The sequence below is a fragment of the Staphylococcus sp. GDX8P114P-2 genome, assembly GCF_017892945.1.
GTDB classification, from domain to species: Bacteria; Bacillota; Bacilli; order Staphylococcales; family Staphylococcaceae; genus Staphylococcus; species Staphylococcus arlettae.
Genome location: NZ_JAESMB010000029.1, coordinates 1 through 17,047, shown reverse-complemented (window position 1 = coordinate 17,047; position 17,047 = coordinate 1). Strand labels below are relative to the sequence as shown.

The following is a 17,047-nucleotide window of genomic DNA, read 5'->3' as shown; positions in this document are numbered from 1 at the left end:
AATGATGTATCACATGCATACGTCAATCCAATACATTAGGAGGTCATAACAATGACACTAGAACAACAACTCAAGCACTATATAACCAACTTATTCAATCTGCCAAAGGACGAAGTGTGGCACTGCGAATCTATCGAGGAAATCGCTGATGATATCTTACCCAATCAATATGTAAGACTTGGCCCACTCAGTAATAAAATACTTCAGACTAATACCTACTACTCTGACACACTTCACGAAAGCAATCTCTATCCTTTCATTCTCTACTATCAGAAACAGCTCATAGCCATCGGTTATATCGACGAAAATCACGATATGGATTTCTTATACCTACACAACACTATCATGCCTCTTTTGGATCAACGATACTTACTAACAGGAGGACAATAATATGCATAAATACATCAAAATTACACAATTAGTCATTACAATACTAAGTGAAATCATCATTTGGATGAAAGAGTCAGAACGAAAGGAAGTCTCTTATGAATAGATATATCACCCGGGGTATCGCCAACAACTTACCTAATATCTTACAACACCAATTATGGCAACTCGTATCTGAGCGAGAACAAGAACAAACCAAAGATAATACCTTAGTAGATTATTTTCATATATTCCAGTTCAATACACATCGCAATCAATTATATATCAAACACAAACAAGAACGACCAGCGTATGTGAAAACTCAAAAGGCAAATATCAATCAACCTATCAATATCAATAAGGTCTACATTATCCGTGAAGATGATATAGACCTTTCTTATTACATTATGTTATTACCAAATGAATATTAAGGAGATAAAATCAATGGAAAATATCACAAATACACTTGTCACTACTGCAATATTTGACGAAAAGAGAACTCACCGCTACTTACTAACAAAGACATGGGACAGTGAAAAACAAACACTTACAATCATCACGATGTATCCGCACTATGATGGCATTCTCAATATTGACCTAACAACACAACTGATTATGAACAAAGTTTCAGAAATGGATGTATTTGGTTCAATCCATTTTGTGAACCTATACTCTAATATAACGACACCAATCAACCTAAAACATCTGGAAAATGCCTATGATAAGCATACAGATATTCAAATTATGAAAGCAGTGAAAGAATCTGACGAAGTGATATTAGCTTGGGGCTCCTATGCTAAGAAGCCAGTTATTGAAGCACGTGTAAATGAAATTTTAGAGATGTTGAAACCACATAAAAAGAAAGTGAAACAACTCATCAACCCAGAAACGAATGAAATTATGCATCCACTCAACCCTAAGGCACGTCAAAAATGGATTTTGAAATCATAGCAAATACATGGAGGTCAATATGGAAACAAAACAAATCAACATCGTTTCACTGCAAATGATTAAAATAGATACTTTGAGTTATCTTAAAAGACGAATTACGAGTACCCACCAAATTGTAAAGTATTCAAATAGAGTTTTTTAATAATGCATAGATGATACATTTATTTTACTCTAATTATAATTAGCTGGAAAATTATATACAAGAAAGGTTCAGTCACTAACTCATTTATAGTGTATGATGATGGAAAATTAATTAAGAATAAAACGTTGACCAATATTGACCTTTAGTTTAGAATAAGCTTAATTATATGGCGAAGGGTGATAAAACGATTGTTGGTAATTACCATTACAATGAGGTTTATAATGAATATACTAGTTTGAAAGTTTGGAGGTACATGGAAAGCGAGGATGTTGATTTAGAAACAGCATTAAATCATCTAGGACTAGATTATATAGATGCATTACCAGATCAAGAAGATATTCCTGAACTTGAGAAGGAAAAACAAAAATTAATTGAACGAGGATACTAATAAATGCGGTTAGAGAAATGTTTCTCTAACCGCATTATGATTTATTTTTTTATTGCTGACTTGCCATTAATTCTGCTTGCTCTACAACTTGTTCCACAGCCATTTTTTGAAGATCTGGTGGATAGCCATATTTCTTTAATAGGCGTCTAACTTGAACTCTCATTTTAGCTTTAGCACTGTCTCGTTTAGACCAATCAACACTCATGTTATCCTTAACTGTTTTAGTTAACTCATGTGCAATGGCTCTTAACTCTTTATCGCCCAAAGCTTCTTTAGCTGTTTCATGTGAAGCTAATGCATCATAAAAAGCAATTTCTTCTGTACTTAAACCTAAATCTTTTCCTCGTTGTTGCTCTTGATTAATTTCTTTTGCCATTTGTATTAATTCTTCAATAACTTTAGAAGCTTCTATAGACCGATTGTTGTATTTTTGAATAGATTTACCTAGCATCTCAGAAAATTGTTTAGATACGGTTGCGTTCGTTTTCATTAATGACTTAACTTGCCCTTTAAGTAACTTATTCAATAATTCAACTGCTACATTTTTCTGTTGTAGTCCTTCTACATCTTTTAAGAAATCATCAGATAAAATTGATATATCTGGGTTTTCTAAACCGAGTGTTTGATATATATCTACAACTTCTTCAGTTACAACGGATTTTGATATCAATTGATTAATTTCAGCTTCAACTTCAGCGGGAGACTTATTAGTGGCATCGTCTTCAGTTGGGGGCGCTAATAATTTAACGATTCCTGCTTTAACGGCTTTTAAGAATGCAATTTCACTATTTAATTCTTGAGCTGCTTCCTCTGTTGCACATAAAGCGAAAGCTTTGCCAAGTTCAGTGACTGTATTCACAAATCTTTGTCTTTCTTCTTCGCCTAAGCCAATTACATAATCCATCGTATTTGAGATGACATTATATCGATTAGATTTTTTATCTGATTCGAAGTCAGAATAATCATGATTATATAACATATCTTGGATAACATCGTATTTCATTAACATAATTTCTAAAGCTTTATCTGTGTCCACACCGGTTTGTTCTTTATCAGAATCTGTATACTCTTTTAAAGCTTCTTTAAGACTTTCAGCGATACCTACATAGTCCACAATAAGACCACCTGGTTTGTCTTTAAATACTCTATTCACACGTGCAATGGCTTGCATTAAGTTATGACCTTGCATAGGCTTATCGATATACATCGTGTGCATAGAGGGTACATCAAAACCTGTTAACCACATATCTCTCACGATAACGAGTTGTAGTTCATCTTCAACATCTTTCATACGGCTTTCCAGTAAGTTTCTTCTTTTTTTAGGACCAATGTGTCTTTGGAAGTTTTTAGGGTCGCTTGAGGAACCTGTCATCACAACTTTGATAACACCTTGGTTATCATCATCTGAATGCCATTCAGGTTTTAACCTTACAATTTCATCATATAAATCAACCGCTATACGGCGACTCATTGTGACAATCATGCCTTTACCTTTCATCGCTTTTTGTCTTGTTTCAAAGTGATTGATAATATCAGTTGCTAAAGAATGAACACGTTGTTCTGAGCCTGATAATGCTTCTATTCGAGACCATTTAGACTTTAATCGTGTTTTGACATCGTCTTCTTGTCCGGAAGTAATATCATCATAAGCTGCATCAATATCTAAATCTGTAGGTAAATTTAATGGGATTATTCGACTTTCATAATATATTTTAACCGTACTACCGTCTTCAACAGCTTGCGTCATATCATACACATCAATGTAATTTCCAAAAACCATCTGTGTATTTTTGTCTGTCGAAGATACAGGCGTTCCAGTGAATCCAACAAATGAAGCATTAGGTAAAGCATCTCTTAAATATTTGGCATAACCATATTTAATACCTTCACCTTTTTCGTCGTAAGATGCGCTAAAACCGTATTGTGTACGGTGTGCTTCATCGGCCATTACAATGACATTTCTACGTTCTGTTAGAGCATCCATAGTAACTTTGCCTTCTTCTGGTTCGAATTTCTGCATCGTTGTAAATACAATCCCTCCAGATTCAACTGATAATAGTTCTTTCAACTCTTTACGAGAATCTGCTTGTTTAGGTGTCTGTCTTAATAATCCCTTACCAGAACGACCTTTAGATTTTACAAAGGTACTATGTAGTTGATTATCTAGGTCATTACGGTCAGTTACCACAACTAAAGTAGGGTTATTTAACTTTTGTATTAATTTTCCCGAAAAGAAAACCATAGTCAAACTCTTACCAGAGCCTTGTGTATGCCAAATAACGCCACCTTTACCATCTCCCTGGTTAGAAGTGGCTTCTATTGCGCGAACAACGGCTTTATTAACCGCATAATATTGATGATATGCAGCTAAAATTTTAACAATATTACCTTTACCATCATCTTGAAATAAAATGAAATGTCGAATTAAATCTAATAATACTTCTTTATTTAACATGCCATGGATTAATACATCTAAACTTGCCATTGTAGACGAAGCCTCAGTCTTACCATCTTTTGTTCTCCATGTCATGAAACGATCATAATCTGCAGTCATAGAGCCCGCTTTTGTATTAATCCCATCGCTTGTTACCAATATAGCGTTGTGATTAAATAATTGAGGAATCCTCATTTTATAAGTTTCTAATTGATGGTAACCATCTTCTACACCCACAGATTCATTAGTCGAACTCTTAAGTTCAATTACAACAACAGGTAAACCATTAATAAACAACACAACGTCTGGTCGTTTATTCTCATCACCATTCACAACAATCAATTGATTAACAGCCAGGAAGTCATTATTTTCTGGATTATTAAAATCAAATACATAAACTAAATCATTGATTGTTTCCCCATCTTCATTATAGTGTTCTACTTCAATCCCATTCGTTATCATTTCATGGAATATACGATTGTTTTCAATTGAATTTGGTGATTTTTCTATGGAAATTTCATGTATTGCTTGTTGAATAGCATTATTGTGTAAATCTGGGTTAATACGTCTTAAAGCACGTTCTAAACGATTATCAAGCACAACGTCTTTATCGCTTTCTCGTTCAGGCGTAATACCTGTTTCACTAATTTCTCGACCTTTTTTAACTGTATAACCAAGTTCTTCAAACCATTCAAGCGCAACTTGTTCTAAATCACCTTCACTAAATTGAAAGTTCATCTTCATTCACCTCGATATCATCAGGTATCTCTATTTCACCTGACATTAATTTTGGTAATAACGTGTCTCTTAATTGCGTTAATTTTATATTTTCACATTGAACAATATCAATACTTTTCATAAATGGTTCTACCCTATTAATAAATTTTGTTAATATTCTTTGCTTTGGTACTAATATTGGCATCTTTTTAACTATTTTTGAATTAATAGCAGTTGCTATAGAAGAAGTATTTCCTAAATATTCAAAATTAAAGTTCTTTAAATAGAGATAAGTATATAGTTGATGCATATTATCTGAAAAAAAGTGAGCTATTGCTTCATTTGTAGTTAATTCTTTATTAGTAATTTTTACCCTTCCAATTGTAAGTTTAAAACTTAATAAAACTGAACCTTTAGGTACAACCTTAACTTTATAGTTTATGATACCTTCTTCAACAATCTTTTCTTTAGTGTGATTTATAAACATTCCTTCAGTTTTCATGTCTGAAATTGAAACCCAATCTATACCTTCGTTCTCAGAAAATAATTCGGTTAATTTTCGCGGGGGAGTTTTTCCAATTGTAATTTTATAAATATCCTCTGCTTTTTCAACATTCCAAAATTTAGGTATTTCACCTAATTCACTCTCAATCATTTCTCCACCACTTGATTTGTATGGATTACCATTTTCATCAAGAAATTCAAAATCAACAAACCATCGTTTGAATAGTGTTTGTGAAAGCTCTTCAAGGTTTGCTATTAAATTTTTATTCAAGGTGATTTTCTCATCAATAGTACTTAAAATATTAGAAATTTTTTGTTGAGATTTTATATCTATTATAGGAATATTTATATCTTTTATTCTTGTGATTGCTAGCTTTGGTTGTGTAGAGCCCACAGTCCTAATAAACATTTCATTCTGTCCTTGATCTGACTTGAGAAAATAGGATAAGAACTTAGTGCTTAAAACGCTTTCATTAAACGAACGTATTCTCACTGCATTTTCTGTTAGACTAGCGCTATCTAATTTATAATCAATAAAATCCACTATTCCAATAGTCCCTACTATGGAAAGGAATATATCTCCTTCATTTATTATATACCTTGAAATTTTTTGAAACGTTTCCTCTGTTACATATTTTAAATTATTAAGATTTACACTCCCGTTTGAATAGTCTGAGATTCTCAAATACGGATGGTTTGTTTCATATTCTACTAATTGTTCACCCTTAGGCAATCTTTTACCACCCTTGACTTCACAGTAATCACCTAGTTTTTTATACTCCATAACCTAATCCCTCCAATGATTTTCGGATTTGGTCTTCGAGTTCTTTTGATTTCGCAAATTGTTCGCTCAAATCTGCTGTGATTCTTTCCATTTTCTGTTCAAATGGTTCTGAATCTTCTTCTACTTCTGCTAATCCTACATAACGTCCTGGCGTTAAGATATATTCGTTATCTTTTATTTCTTGAATTTTAGCAACTTTACAAAATCCTGGTTTGTCTGCATATTGACTTTCGCTTGTTCCACGCCATGAGTGATAGACATTTGCTATATCTTTTATTTCATCATCTGAGAATTCTTTTAATGTTCTTGATACCATGCTTCCTATATTTCTAGCATCTATAAATAGTACTTCTCCACGTCGTTCATTCTTACCGTTTTTAGCTTTATTTTTTGACACGAACCACAGACATACTGGAATTTGAGTTGAATAGAATAATTGTCCTGGTAATGTGACTATACATTCAACTAAGTCTTCTTCAATTAAGTTTTTACGTATCTCTAATTCATCTTTAAAACTTGTAGACATCGAACCATTCGCTAATACAAATCCTGCTGTACCACTTGGTGCAAGTTTAGAAATCATATGTTCAATCCATGCATAGTTGGCATTGCCTTTAGGAGGAATACCAAATTTCCAGCGGTAATCATCTAATAATTTTTCTTGTCCCCAATCACTTGCATTGAATGGTGGATTAGCCAATATAAAATCAGCTTTCAAATCTTTATGTAAATCATTATGAAATGTGTCTGCATGATGATCACCTAAATCATTATCTATACCTCGAATAGCCAAATTCATTTTTGCTAATTTCCAAGTTGTTGGATTAGATTCTTGACCATAAACAGCAATATCATCTATACGGCCTTGATGACGTTCGATAAAATGTTCACTCTGTACAAACATTCCGCCCGACCCACAACAAGGGTCATAAATTCTACCTTGATAAGGTTCAATCATTTCAACAAGCAATTTAACTATTGAGGCTGGTGTGTAGAATTCCCCAGCATTTTTACCCTCAGCGCTCGCAAATTTTGCAATAAAGTATTCATAAACACGCCCCAAGACATCTTGCTTCTTACTTTCAGAGTCTCCGACTTTGAAAGTAAATAAATCAATAATATCTCCTAATTTTTCCTTGTCTAAAGCTGGTCTTGCGTAATCTTTAGGCAAGACCCCTTTTAAAGACTCGTTTTCTCTTTCAATTGCTATCATTGCTTTATCAATAATTTGACCAATTTCTGATTTTTTTGAATTATCGTTAATATATTGCCAACGTGCTTCTTTAGGAACCCAGAAAATATTTTCTGCTAAATACTCATCTTTATCTTCTTCATCAGCATATTCATCATTTAATAATTCTTCATATTTTTCCTCAAAAGAATCAGATACATATTTCAAAAATATAATACCTAACGCTACATTCTTGTATTCTGCTGCATCCATACTCCCTCGTAATTTATCCGCAGCTTGCCATAATTTTTCTTCAAATCCAATTGTCGCCATTTATATTCCACCTCTATGTTATCCTTTACACAAATATATCAAATATTAAAGCTTTATGTGACTTTCTTTGTGATTTTCTCTGTAAAAAATATTGTTTGTTATATTATGTAAGTACAATTAAGTAGCTAATTATAAAAGTATAGATTATTATATAGTTAATTATACAAAAAGGAACTTTTAATGAAAAAATATAATTTAAAAAAGTTATACAAGAGATATAGGGGTGGATGGTGCAATAAATGTGACAATTAATACTACTATTTATGCGATGATTATGGTTATTGTAGATATTGTTAATCAATAATACTGTATATTAGTAGTAATTTTGCGTTCAAATAGCTAGTGAAATATTCTGTTATTAAAATCATAACGTAAAAGAAAAATTTAGTAATATAAAAAACAAGGGAGGGTGTTAAATGTTTAATTATGATGTAAACAAAACTATGTATGATGATAAGAGCATATTTGATAATTTAGCTAAGCAATATATTGCAGATTTGATGGTTTCATATGATAGAAATCGCTTTTTTCTAGCTTTAGCACAAGAAGAAATGGAAGAAAATTTTAAAAGCTTTGAAAATAATGATTTAAAGGGAAATTTAATATTAGATTATCATATAACAAATTCAATAAGGTTGATAACTACTTTAGACGATATACTTATAAGAGTACGCTGTTTCACATTAATGGTTGATATTAATGATATAAATATAGATAAAGTAGGAAGATTATATAATGGTGAAGATGAGAAATCTAAAGGTTTGACTCAGGATGCTAGAGAATATTTCGAGCAAAATAATAAAAAAAGTAGCAATAAAAAGTACTATCCTAATTTACCTGACAAAAGTAATCGTAAAACGAGGGACTACAGAAATAAAATAACACATGAAGGTTTGAGTTTTTACCAGACTAACCATATTGAAATCAATGGTTTAATCATAGGTGGTACACAAGAATTTATGACATCACAAAATAAAAGAAAGATAATTGAGATAATAGATTTAATAAAAGAAGATACAGGTATATTAGATAAAGAACAGCAGCAACTAGATAATATTATCCAAAAACACCTCAAGTTAACTAAGTTTCCAAATGGTTAAAAAGGAGTGATGAAAAATATAGAATGAGCTCATTATTAGAGTTCATTCTATAATTTTTTAGCAATATCATTGATAAGGGGAACCTTATCAAAAACCGCATCATTTATGATATGCTTCAGCGTATCGTTTTATACTAGGGTTTTTATAATAATAATGGTCCTTACATTTTCAAAGACTAAATTCACGTGTAGACATGTTGAATGCGTCTTATTAGGGTCTAATCTAATCAAACAAAAATTTAAGAGAGAAATCATATCTACAGGTTTTTTAACCAGAAGATTATTTTGATCTATTTCAAAAATTTTCAAACCGTTCTTAAAAGTGTATTTTTATAAACGTATGATAAAAGAGAAATTTTAGTCGCTTACTTCGTTTCAAGATATTACTGATACAATAAGGTTAAAAAATCGGTACGTTTAACAGAACAAGTGTAGGTATTATAATAAACGTTTTTGATTTTGATGAAAAATAAGCTGTTCAATTTTTGATTGAACAGCTTTACCTAGTTATCCTTACTTTTATTCTTTTACCCTCAAAAGGCGGAGAGCATTCAGTATTACAATAATAGCAGCTCCTGTATCACTTAATACGGCCATTCATAGTGTAAGTATTCCCAAGAATATCAGAACAAATGCCGCCAACTTTATTGTGATGGAAAACCAGGTGCGGTTGGGAAAATCCCCTTCCTGCGATTACCGTTCACAAACGCCCAAAAAGAGCAACTGGCCCTTTTAGCTCTGGGACTGTCTTGGCCTAGAGAAGGTAAAACCTTTCCCACTTAAAAGAACGGAAAAAGACGCTCTGTCCTGGCATTATCTTTGGCTCGACGCTTGCCCCCATACGGATATTAATCGTTTCGAAACTTTTAATACAGTCAATTTAACTTTTGAATGTAAACTGGCTGCCTTAAGTCACTGTTTATGATTTTATGCTTCCCATGCTCTTTAATTGCTTATTTGACCGCCCGTATGATAAAAACGGTATGCAAGGCATTGTTTTTACTCATAACATCTTTATTAGATTGCTCTGTTTTTTAGTGTCCAATGTTATGGGAGCATTGTAGAATCCACACTTCAAAGTTCATTCATGTCAATCGATTCGTTCATTATTTAGATCTTAATAATCGAAGTCCATTTAGTATAACAACTAAAGTACTTCCTTCATGAACAATTACACTGATTGTAATATCAGTTAATCCTAACAAACTAACGACAACTAAAAAGGCAACAACTGCCATTGAAAAAATAATATTTTGCCTAATAACACGACCCATATTTGAGGAAATTTTATGAGACTGTACTAATTTAGATAAATTGTTCTGCATTAAAACCAAATCAGATACTTCTACTGCCACATCAGTACCGCCCCCCATAGCTATACCAACATCAGCATTAACAAGGGCCGGTGCATCGTTCACACCATCTCCGACCATGGCAGTAACTCCAAATTTTTCTTTTTGTTCTTCTATAATTCTGGATTTATCTTCAGGCATTACATTAGCGATAACTTCGTCTATTCCCAATTGTTCGCCTACAGCTTTTCCCGTCATTTCCGAATCACCAGTAATTAAAGTCGTGTGGATACCAAGTTTCTTAAAGTAATTAACTGTTTCTTTAGCATGCTCATTCGGAATATCCATTAGAGCTATAATCCCAATAACTTCTTCATTTTCTGCTACGTATACAACCGTCTTTCCTTCTGATGCCCAATCATGATTGAACTGGGTATACTCTTCAGAAGCACTTTCAAAAGAAGTAGGCTTACCAATACGATAATTTTTTCCATTATAATCTCCTGTCAGACCTTTTCCAATTTGATTAGTAACTTCGATGTCTATTTTATTTTTAACTTCAAATTTTTCTAAAATAGCATTAGCGAGTGGGTGATTGGATTCCTTTTCAAGGGCGACTATAATATCAATAATATTTTCTTCGTTCACAGAATGAGTGAAATAGTAATTTGTTACTTTAGGTTCTCCGTTCGTAAGGGTTCCTGTTTTATCGAAGGCAATTGCATCTATATCCGCTAATTGTGATAGGTAAGTACTTCCTTTTGAAAGCAGGCCTTTTTTAGCTAGGTTAGATGTTGTAGACAATGTTACAGATACAGTAGCTGCTGCCAAAGCACACGGTGAAGCTGCGACTAAAAGCACTAATCCCCTGTAAACACTTTGCGACCATGTCCAATCAAATAGAAAAGGAGCAAGTAACATTACTAATGGTATTGCGATTAAAACTATATTAACATATTTAGGCTCGAATTTTTGAATGATACTGGCAGCTTTTGTTTGATTATCTTGGTTTTGACTAACTAATTGTAAAATTTTAGAGAATACAGTATCCTTGTTTTCCTTAGTGACTTCCATAGTAAAAGTACCTGTTCCATTAATCGTACTTCCAAAAACTTCGTCACCCTTAGACTTCTCTTTCGGTATACTTTCTCCATTAATAGAAGATTCATCAATTGAGGTAGTACCGGATAAAATAATCCCATCAATTGGAACTTGATCACCGTTCAGCACTTGGAGTTGATCTCCAACTTTTAATTCACTGACATCAACAATTTTTGTGTTTCCATCAGGTAGGATTAATTTAGCTGTCGTTGGGTTCATTTCGAGTAGCTTAGTAATTTCTCTTTTACTTCTTCCTTCAGCGTAATCTTCAAGAAAATGAGCGCCGGAAAAAATAAGTATCAAAAGGGTTCCTTCCCAAAAACTCCCTATCAGAGAAGCCCCGATTGCAGCTAATCCCATTAGAATATGAGAATTAGGAGTGAATTTTCCCTTTAATTTAGTATTTTCAACTGTCTCTCCAATTCCTTCGAGAATAATTACATGGTAGCCGGCTGTGATTGTGGCAATTGAAAATAAGATGTTTTGTATTAATAAATTTGCATCACTTAAAAAAAGCCCAATTATAGCCAACACTAAGCCAATAAAATATGAAATAATTGGCATTTTTCCGTGATCATGATCATGACTATGATCGTGGCTATGACTTTCGTGTGCTTGTTGCTCTTGAATATTTTTCATTTCTATCACCTTTCTAAATAAATATGATATATCGGGTTCCAATATATTCGCAGTAAGCTTTACTAAACCAGGACGTTAATTGACCACATCCAAACTTTTTGTATCCAATAATACATCCTATGAATTTATCAACCGTATTCACTAACCCTCTCTGCTACACCCATCTCACTTTCCTTCGAGATATCATACAACGCTTTCCATTCTGTTTTTTTGTTTTCCATATCCATTGCAAAATCCCCTTTTCATATAACAATATTAATGACGTGAATTATTATTAACACTCATTACTGGTTTACGGAATACTAGTGATGACAGGCGTGATCGATCGCCTGTTTTAGCATATTCATAGTATGTTCATCATCATGGGAATAAAACAATGTTGTGCCTTCCCTTCGGAATTTTACTAACCGTAAATTTTTCAAGAACCGCAATTGATGGGAAACTGTTGATTGTCTAAGATGTAGCGTTTCAGCAATACCGTTTACCGAATACTCCTTATAAAAGAGCAAATGGAGAATCCGGATTCTCGTAGGATCACCTAACGCTTTAAATGTTTGCGATACGACAAATAATGTTTCATCATCTAAGTCCTTATTATTTACTTCCTCTAATTCCTTTTTTTCTTCCATTATCCTTCCCTCACTTTAGGTTTCAATTCAAAACCTTATATATAATAATCACTATTTATCTACATATATTAATATATGTTCATATATATGATATAACAATCTGAATAAAGAATCAAATAATATTTAATATGAATTCATATATTTTGTTTTGATTTTTTAGAGTAAAATAAACAAAGCCTTTTTAAGAATAGTGGGATGAGTGCAGTATGGATGATCGGGCGTTAGCTTCCGCACTTGGAATTGGTGTTGGCGGTGGACTCGCTTGGATAATGGAAGGTTTTCAAAGTGGTCATGGCTTTATTTATTCATTATGTGCAGGCCTTATAATTGGCTTATTATTTTTTGAAATGATTCCGGAAAGTATTGAATTAGGCGGGTGGGTAATTTTACTCGGTGGAATAGCAATAGGCTTAGTATTATTCCAATCCATTCATCTATTAATGGATAAAATTACAATTATCACTAATAGTCATCAAAAAGATATTTTCGTTCGATCGGGGGTACTTTTAATTATCAGTATAGCAATTCATAATTTCCCTGTTGGCAATATTCCTTTATTTGTGTAATTTGACCATTAATACTAAATTTATCAATGTCTTGAGAAATTGTTGAAACTCTAACATAACATCCTACAGATTTTCTTTTCATTTCTTTCATATTTTTCATCCTTTCATTAATTAAGCAATCGATGATTGCGTAGCTTGGTTTACAATGTTTAGCGGTTCATTTTTGAAATAGATTCCCACAAGGCTTTTGTTTTTAGAAATATGAATTTCATCAATATATCGGTATAACATGCTTAACGTGAAGTGTTGTTGAATTACATTTTCAAAAGACCTTTGAATTTGTTGCTCATTTATTGATAGTGTTGGTTTTGATTGTTGAAGTAACGATTGAGATTGTTTTCTGAACGTTTCTGCATCGATGGCTCCTTTAGCTAATTTATCTATCAATTGTTCTTGTGTAAGTGTGCTCCTAGTTTCTAGGGCCCTTTGTTTTTTGATCCGTTTTTGAATTACATCATTGGTTTAAAGATAAATTGAAGGATGAAATAAATAATACTGGTATTCGTATGTTTAAGCGCTATGCAGCTATCACTACTTCGGCCAAGATTCTCAGTCATGTTTTACCTACAGATATTGATATCGCTAAAATAAGAGACTACTTTATTGATTATCATGCTCATACAGTCTCTGAACGATCACTGGCAGATAAAGCGATCGAAGTCATTACGCAATTTGTAGCACAAAACCGTGGTAAGTTTTCTGATGACAAAGCGTTAAAGAATATGATGGAGAACCATGGACTAATTGCCTTAAAAGATGAGTATATCGAAGTCAAAATCATTGCATCTGTATTTAAAAATATGTTGATAGAGAATCATTTCCAAGATGTCAACAATGTCGTGAATGCACTAAGGGATAAAGGATATATCGAATCTGACCGTGATCGAATAACTACGAAAAGAGCAGTCAAAGATGACTATGGCAAGAAACAGTCACTTGTCTTTTATCATTTAAAGTTAGATTCAGAGTATGCATCAATTCTTGGACTAAACAAAGAAAATGGAAGAGTTCAAAATAAGACTAAACAAGAGTTCGAAGAATCAATACCAGATGTAGAGTTCATCAAGTCTAATGTCATAGATTATTCTGATTTTTAATTAAATAAAGTATTAACATAAATCGATATGAGTACTGGAGTAGATAAAATGGATGAATTGATTGAATTACTAGCTGATTTAGTCGTTGAAGAGCTACAGAACGATAATTAATCATTACGGTCCAACGTGTTAAAAGCACGTTGGACCTTTCATTCTAATTTGCTCACAAATATATATTATCTTTTTGGAGGTGTATAACATGGAAGAAGCCATTGGTTATGTACGTCAAAGTACACTCAAACAACAAAGCTTAGCTACTCAGAAATCGCTCATTATGGATACCGCTAAGCAATATGGATGGTCTAATGTGACGTTTTATGATGATAAGAAAACAGGTCGACATACAAAACGTTCGGGTTATCAAAGGATGGTAGAAGCGATTCGTTCTGGAAAATGTAAAGTATTATGTTGCTATCGTCTGAATCGACTTCATCGTAATCTAAAAAATGCATTAAAACTCATGAAATTATGTCAAAAATACCATGTTCATATTCTAAGTGTTCATGATGGCTATTTTGATATGGATAAAGCGTTTGATCGCCTAAAGCTCAATATATTCATAAGCCTCGCAGAATTAGAGTCCGATAATATTGGTGAACAAGTCAAAAATGGTCTTAAAGAAAAAGCTAGACAAGGTAAACTCATCACGACACATGCACCGTTTGGCTATACCTATCACAATGGCACATTCACAATTAATCAAGATGAAGCACCAACGGTGAAGGCAATATTCCATTACTACCTACAAGGCTATGGTTATAAAAAAATTGCGCAATACCTAGAAACAGATGATCAATATATCAAGCGTAAACCCTACCAAGTACGCGCTATTATCATGAATCCTAATTACTGTAGTCGCGTTATCAATCAATATGGACAATATGACAACATGTTTCCACCTATTATTTCTATCAGTAGCTATGAACAAGCGCAGATTTTACGGTCTGAAAAACATGTCAAACGAACACCTTCAGCTAATCAACTGAAACAAAAAATCAAATGTCCATGCTGTGGCGCCACACTTACAAATATGACAATTAGAAGAAAGCAACATAATACATTACGTTATTATGTCTGTCCTCGAAATATGAATGAATCTCGTTTTGTCTGTGACTTTAAAGGGATTAACGCTAAAGATATAGAAACAAGTGTTTTAAAAACATGTCAACACTTCTTTCAAGACCAACAGGTCTATTCCAAAATAAATGATGCCATTCAACAACACATCCAAAAACAAAACACACTGGAAACTAAGCGCACGTATACCCAAGCACAACTCATCAATAAGTTAGCCAAAGGAACGATAGATGCAGAAACATTCAAAACAGAAATACAAAACTTACACCAACAAAATACGCTAACATCTATCAATTCTAAGCGTATCCAAAGCGCATTTCATAATGTGATACAAAAACGTTTCACGTTAAACATGTTATATCCCTTTATTGATGTCATTCATATTACTAAAAATAAAGAACTAAGCGGCATCTATTTAAAAGATGAGCCACTAAACATTGTTAATCAAGCGGTACAATCATCGATTGCTTAATCAGAAAGGATGAAAAAATCATGCAACAACTCAAACAAAAACGTGTCGGTATCTATGTTCGTGTATCAACGGAAATCCAAAGTACTGAAGGCTATAGTATCGATGGACAAATCAATCAAATTCGAGAATATTGTGATTTCAATAACTTTGCTGTTGTAGATGTATACGCGGATAGAGGTATCTCTGGAAAATCTATGAACCGACCAGAACTACAACGTTTGTTAAAAGATGCGAACGAAGGCCAGATCGATTCTGTTATGGTCTACAAAACAAACCGGCTAGCACGTAACACTTCTGACTTACTCAAAATTGTTGAAGACCTTCATCGTCAAAATGTCGAATTCTTCAGCTTATCTGAACGTATGGAAGTTAATACAAGCAGTGGTAAACTGATGCTACAAATTCTAGCGAGTTTTTCAGAATTTGAAAGAAATAATATTGTCGAGAATGTATTCATGGGACAAACTCGACGTGCTCAAGAAGGCTATTATCAAGGCAATTTGCCATTAGGTTATGGTAAGATACCAGATAATAAACATGAACTCATGATTAATCAACATGAAGCCAATATCGTTAAATACATCTTTGAATCATATGCGAAAGGACATGGATATCGTAAAATTGCTAATGCACTCAACCATAAAGGTTATGTCACTAAAAAAAACAAACCATTCAGTATTGGTTCAATAACTTATATACTATCCAATCCATTCTACATTGGTAAAATTCAATTTGCGAAGTACAAAGATTGGAATGAAAAACGTCGTAAAGGACTGAATGATAAACCGATCATATCTGAGGGTAAGCACGCCCCTATTATTAGTCAAGAATTATGGGATAAAGTTCAAGTACGTAAAAAACAAGTCAGTCAAAAACCACAAGTTCACGGTAAAGGAACTAATCTATTAACAGGTATCGTTCATTGTCCCCAATGCGGAGCGCCTATGGCGGCAAGTAATACCACTAATACACTCAAAGATGGAACTAAGAAACGTATTCGCTATTATTCTTGTAGTAACTTTCGAAACAAAGGTTCAAAGGTATGTTCAGCGAATAGTGTTAGAGCCGATGTCATCGAAAAATATGTCATGGATCAAATATGCGAAATTGTCAAAAGTAATCAAGTGATTCAAAAAGTTGTCGAACGCGTCAATCAAGACAATCAAGTCGATGTAGCTGGACTTAACCATGATATTGCTTATAAACAACAACAATTTGATGAAATTAACACTAAACTTAAAAATCTAATTCAAACCATCGAAGACAATCCAGACTTAACATCTGC

The 17,047-nt window shown here is 33.1% G+C and carries 13 protein-coding genes and 3 pseudogenes; 10 read left to right on the top strand and 6 right to left on the bottom strand.

Annotation, left to right across the window (positions count from 1 at the left end):
* Positions 1 to 51 precede the first annotated feature (51 nt).
* The 5 genes and pseudogenes from KA845_RS12515 to KA845_RS12500 all read left to right on the top strand — a co-directional run bounded on the left by KA845_RS12515 (position 52) and on the right by KA845_RS12500 (position 1,847).
* Complete coding sequence (locus KA845_RS12515; protein ID WP_040030080.1) at positions 52 to 390, top strand: SAUGI family uracil-DNA glycosylase inhibitor; 339 nt, start codon at positions 52 to 54, stop codon at positions 388 to 390.
* Between the two features lie 95 nt (positions 391 to 485).
* Positions 486 to 797: a DUF960 family protein gene (locus KA845_RS12510; protein WP_210128175.1), complete on the top strand. Its 312-nt coding sequence runs from the start codon at positions 486 to 488 to the stop codon at positions 795 to 797.
* A 13-nt stretch (positions 798 to 810) separates the two neighbouring features.
* The gene (locus tag KA845_RS12505) at positions 811 to 1,317 is read left to right on the top strand and encodes a DUF1643 domain-containing protein (protein ID WP_210128171.1); all 507 of its coding nucleotides are present in this window, start codon (positions 811 to 813) and stop codon (positions 1,315 to 1,317) included.
* Positions 1,318 to 1,336: 19 nt separating this feature from the next.
* Positions 1,337 to 1,420: pseudogene (locus KA845_RS13065) on the top strand (JAB domain-containing protein); the annotation flags it as partial.
* Positions 1,421 to 1,625: 205 nt separating this feature from the next.
* Complete coding sequence (locus KA845_RS12500; RefSeq protein ID WP_210128170.1) at positions 1,626 to 1,847, top strand: hypothetical protein; 222 nt, start codon at positions 1,626 to 1,628, stop codon at positions 1,845 to 1,847.
* A 49-nt stretch (positions 1,848 to 1,896) separates the two neighbouring features.
* Here the strand turns inward: KA845_RS12500 and KA845_RS12495 are convergent, their stop codons facing one another.
* Genes KA845_RS12495 through KA845_RS12485 form a run of 3 tightly spaced genes read right to left on the bottom strand, consistent with a single transcriptional unit; the run spans position 1,897 to position 7,790 of the window.
* Positions 1,897 to 5,019: a type I restriction endonuclease subunit R gene (locus KA845_RS12495; protein ID WP_210128168.1), complete on the bottom strand. Its 3,123-nt coding sequence runs from the start codon at positions 5,017 to 5,019 to the stop codon at positions 1,897 to 1,899.
* Complete coding sequence (locus KA845_RS12490) at positions 5,003 to 6,286, bottom strand: restriction endonuclease subunit S (protein ID WP_210128166.1); 1,284 nt, start codon at positions 6,284 to 6,286, stop codon at positions 5,003 to 5,005. The genes KA845_RS12495 and KA845_RS12490 overlap by 17 nt, the downstream gene beginning before the upstream one ends.
* Positions 6,276 to 7,790 (bottom strand): class I SAM-dependent DNA methyltransferase, encoded by a 1,515-nt coding sequence (locus tag KA845_RS12485; protein WP_210128164.1) that lies wholly within the window; start codon positions 7,788 to 7,790, stop codon positions 6,276 to 6,278. The genes KA845_RS12490 and KA845_RS12485 overlap by 11 nt, the downstream gene beginning before the upstream one ends.
* A gap of 416 nt (positions 7,791 to 8,206) precedes the next feature.
* Here KA845_RS12485 and KA845_RS12480 point away from each other — a divergent pair, with 416 nt between their 5' ends.
* Positions 8,207 to 8,890: a hypothetical protein gene (locus tag KA845_RS12480; RefSeq protein ID WP_210128162.1), complete on the top strand. Its 684-nt coding sequence runs from the start codon at positions 8,207 to 8,209 to the stop codon at positions 8,888 to 8,890.
* Positions 8,891 to 9,995: 1,105 nt separating this feature from the next.
* Here the strand turns inward: KA845_RS12480 and KA845_RS12475 are convergent.
* On the bottom strand, positions 9,996 to 11,921 hold the full coding sequence (locus KA845_RS12475) for a heavy metal translocating P-type ATPase (RefSeq protein WP_204174442.1): 1,926 nt from the start codon (positions 11,919 to 11,921) through the stop codon (positions 9,996 to 9,998).
* A 302-nt stretch (positions 11,922 to 12,223) separates the two neighbouring features.
* Entirely contained in the window at positions 12,224 to 12,550 is a 327-nt protein-coding gene (locus tag KA845_RS12470; RefSeq protein WP_000391495.1) for an ArsR/SmtB family transcription factor, read from the bottom strand.
* Positions 12,551 to 12,756: 206 nt separating this feature from the next.
* On the opposite strand from KA845_RS12470, the gene KA845_RS12465 reads away from it, so the two are divergent.
* Positions 12,757 to 13,116 (top strand): ZIP family metal transporter, encoded by a 360-nt coding sequence (locus KA845_RS12465; RefSeq protein WP_001631039.1) that lies wholly within the window; start codon positions 12,757 to 12,759, stop codon positions 13,114 to 13,116.
* Positions 13,117 to 13,227: 111 nt separating this feature from the next.
* On the opposite strand, the pseudogene KA845_RS12460 reads toward KA845_RS12465, so the two are convergent.
* Positions 13,228 to 13,566: pseudogene (locus tag KA845_RS12460) on the bottom strand (cassette chromosome recombinase CcrA); the annotation flags it as partial.
* Between the two features lie 8 nt (positions 13,567 to 13,574).
* Here KA845_RS12460 and KA845_RS12455 point away from each other — a divergent pair.
* The 3 genes and pseudogenes from KA845_RS12455 to ccrB form a co-directional block, all read left to right on the top strand.
* Positions 13,575 to 14,213: pseudogene (locus tag KA845_RS12455) on the top strand (cassette chromosome replicative helicase); the annotation flags it as partial.
* A 199-nt stretch (positions 14,214 to 14,412) separates the two neighbouring features.
* The gene (gene ccrA, locus KA845_RS12450) at positions 14,413 to 15,762 is read left to right on the top strand and encodes a cassette chromosome recombinase CcrA (protein WP_204174443.1); all 1,350 of its coding nucleotides are present in this window, start codon (positions 14,413 to 14,415) and stop codon (positions 15,760 to 15,762) included.
* A 20-nt stretch (positions 15,763 to 15,782) separates the two neighbouring features.
* A partial coding sequence (gene ccrB, locus KA845_RS12445) for a cassette chromosome recombinase CcrB (RefSeq protein WP_210128160.1) occupies positions 15,783 to 17,047 on the top strand: 1,265 nt, incomplete at its 3' end.

Excerpts from the sequence above, each read along its gene's own strand:
- KA845_RS12515 (WP_040030080.1), top strand. The coding sequence starts at position 52 with ATGACACTAGAACAACAACTCAAGCACTATATAACCAACTTATTCAAT.
- KA845_RS12510 (WP_210128175.1), top strand. The coding sequence starts at position 486 with ATGAATAGATATATCACCCGGGGTATCGCCAACAACTTACCTAATATC.
- KA845_RS12505 (WP_210128171.1), top strand. The coding sequence starts at position 811 with ATGGAAAATATCACAAATACACTTGTCACTACTGCAATATTTGACGAA.
- KA845_RS12500 (WP_210128170.1), top strand. The coding sequence starts at position 1,626 with ATGGCGAAGGGTGATAAAACGATTGTTGGTAATTACCATTACAATGAG.
- KA845_RS12495 (WP_210128168.1), bottom strand. The coding sequence starts at position 5,019 with ATGAACTTTCAATTTAGTGAAGGTGATTTAGAACAAGTTGCGCTTGAA.
- KA845_RS12490 (WP_210128166.1), bottom strand. The coding sequence starts at position 6,286 with ATGGAGTATAAAAAACTAGGTGATTACTGTGAAGTCAAGGGTGGTAAA.
- KA845_RS12485 (WP_210128164.1), bottom strand. The coding sequence starts at position 7,790 with ATGGCGACAATTGGATTTGAAGAAAAATTATGGCAAGCTGCGGATAAA.
- KA845_RS12480 (WP_210128162.1), top strand. The coding sequence starts at position 8,207 with ATGTTTAATTATGATGTAAACAAAACTATGTATGATGATAAGAGCATA.
- KA845_RS12475 (WP_204174442.1), bottom strand. The coding sequence starts at position 11,921 with ATGAAAAATATTCAAGAGCAACAAGCACACGAAAGTCATAGCCACGAT.
- KA845_RS12470 (WP_000391495.1), bottom strand. The coding sequence starts at position 12,550 with ATGGAAGAAAAAAAGGAATTAGAGGAAGTAAATAATAAGGACTTAGAT.
- KA845_RS12465 (WP_001631039.1), top strand. The coding sequence starts at position 12,757 with ATGGATGATCGGGCGTTAGCTTCCGCACTTGGAATTGGTGTTGGCGGT.
- ccrA (WP_204174443.1), top strand. The coding sequence starts at position 14,413 with ATGGAAGAAGCCATTGGTTATGTACGTCAAAGTACACTCAAACAACAA.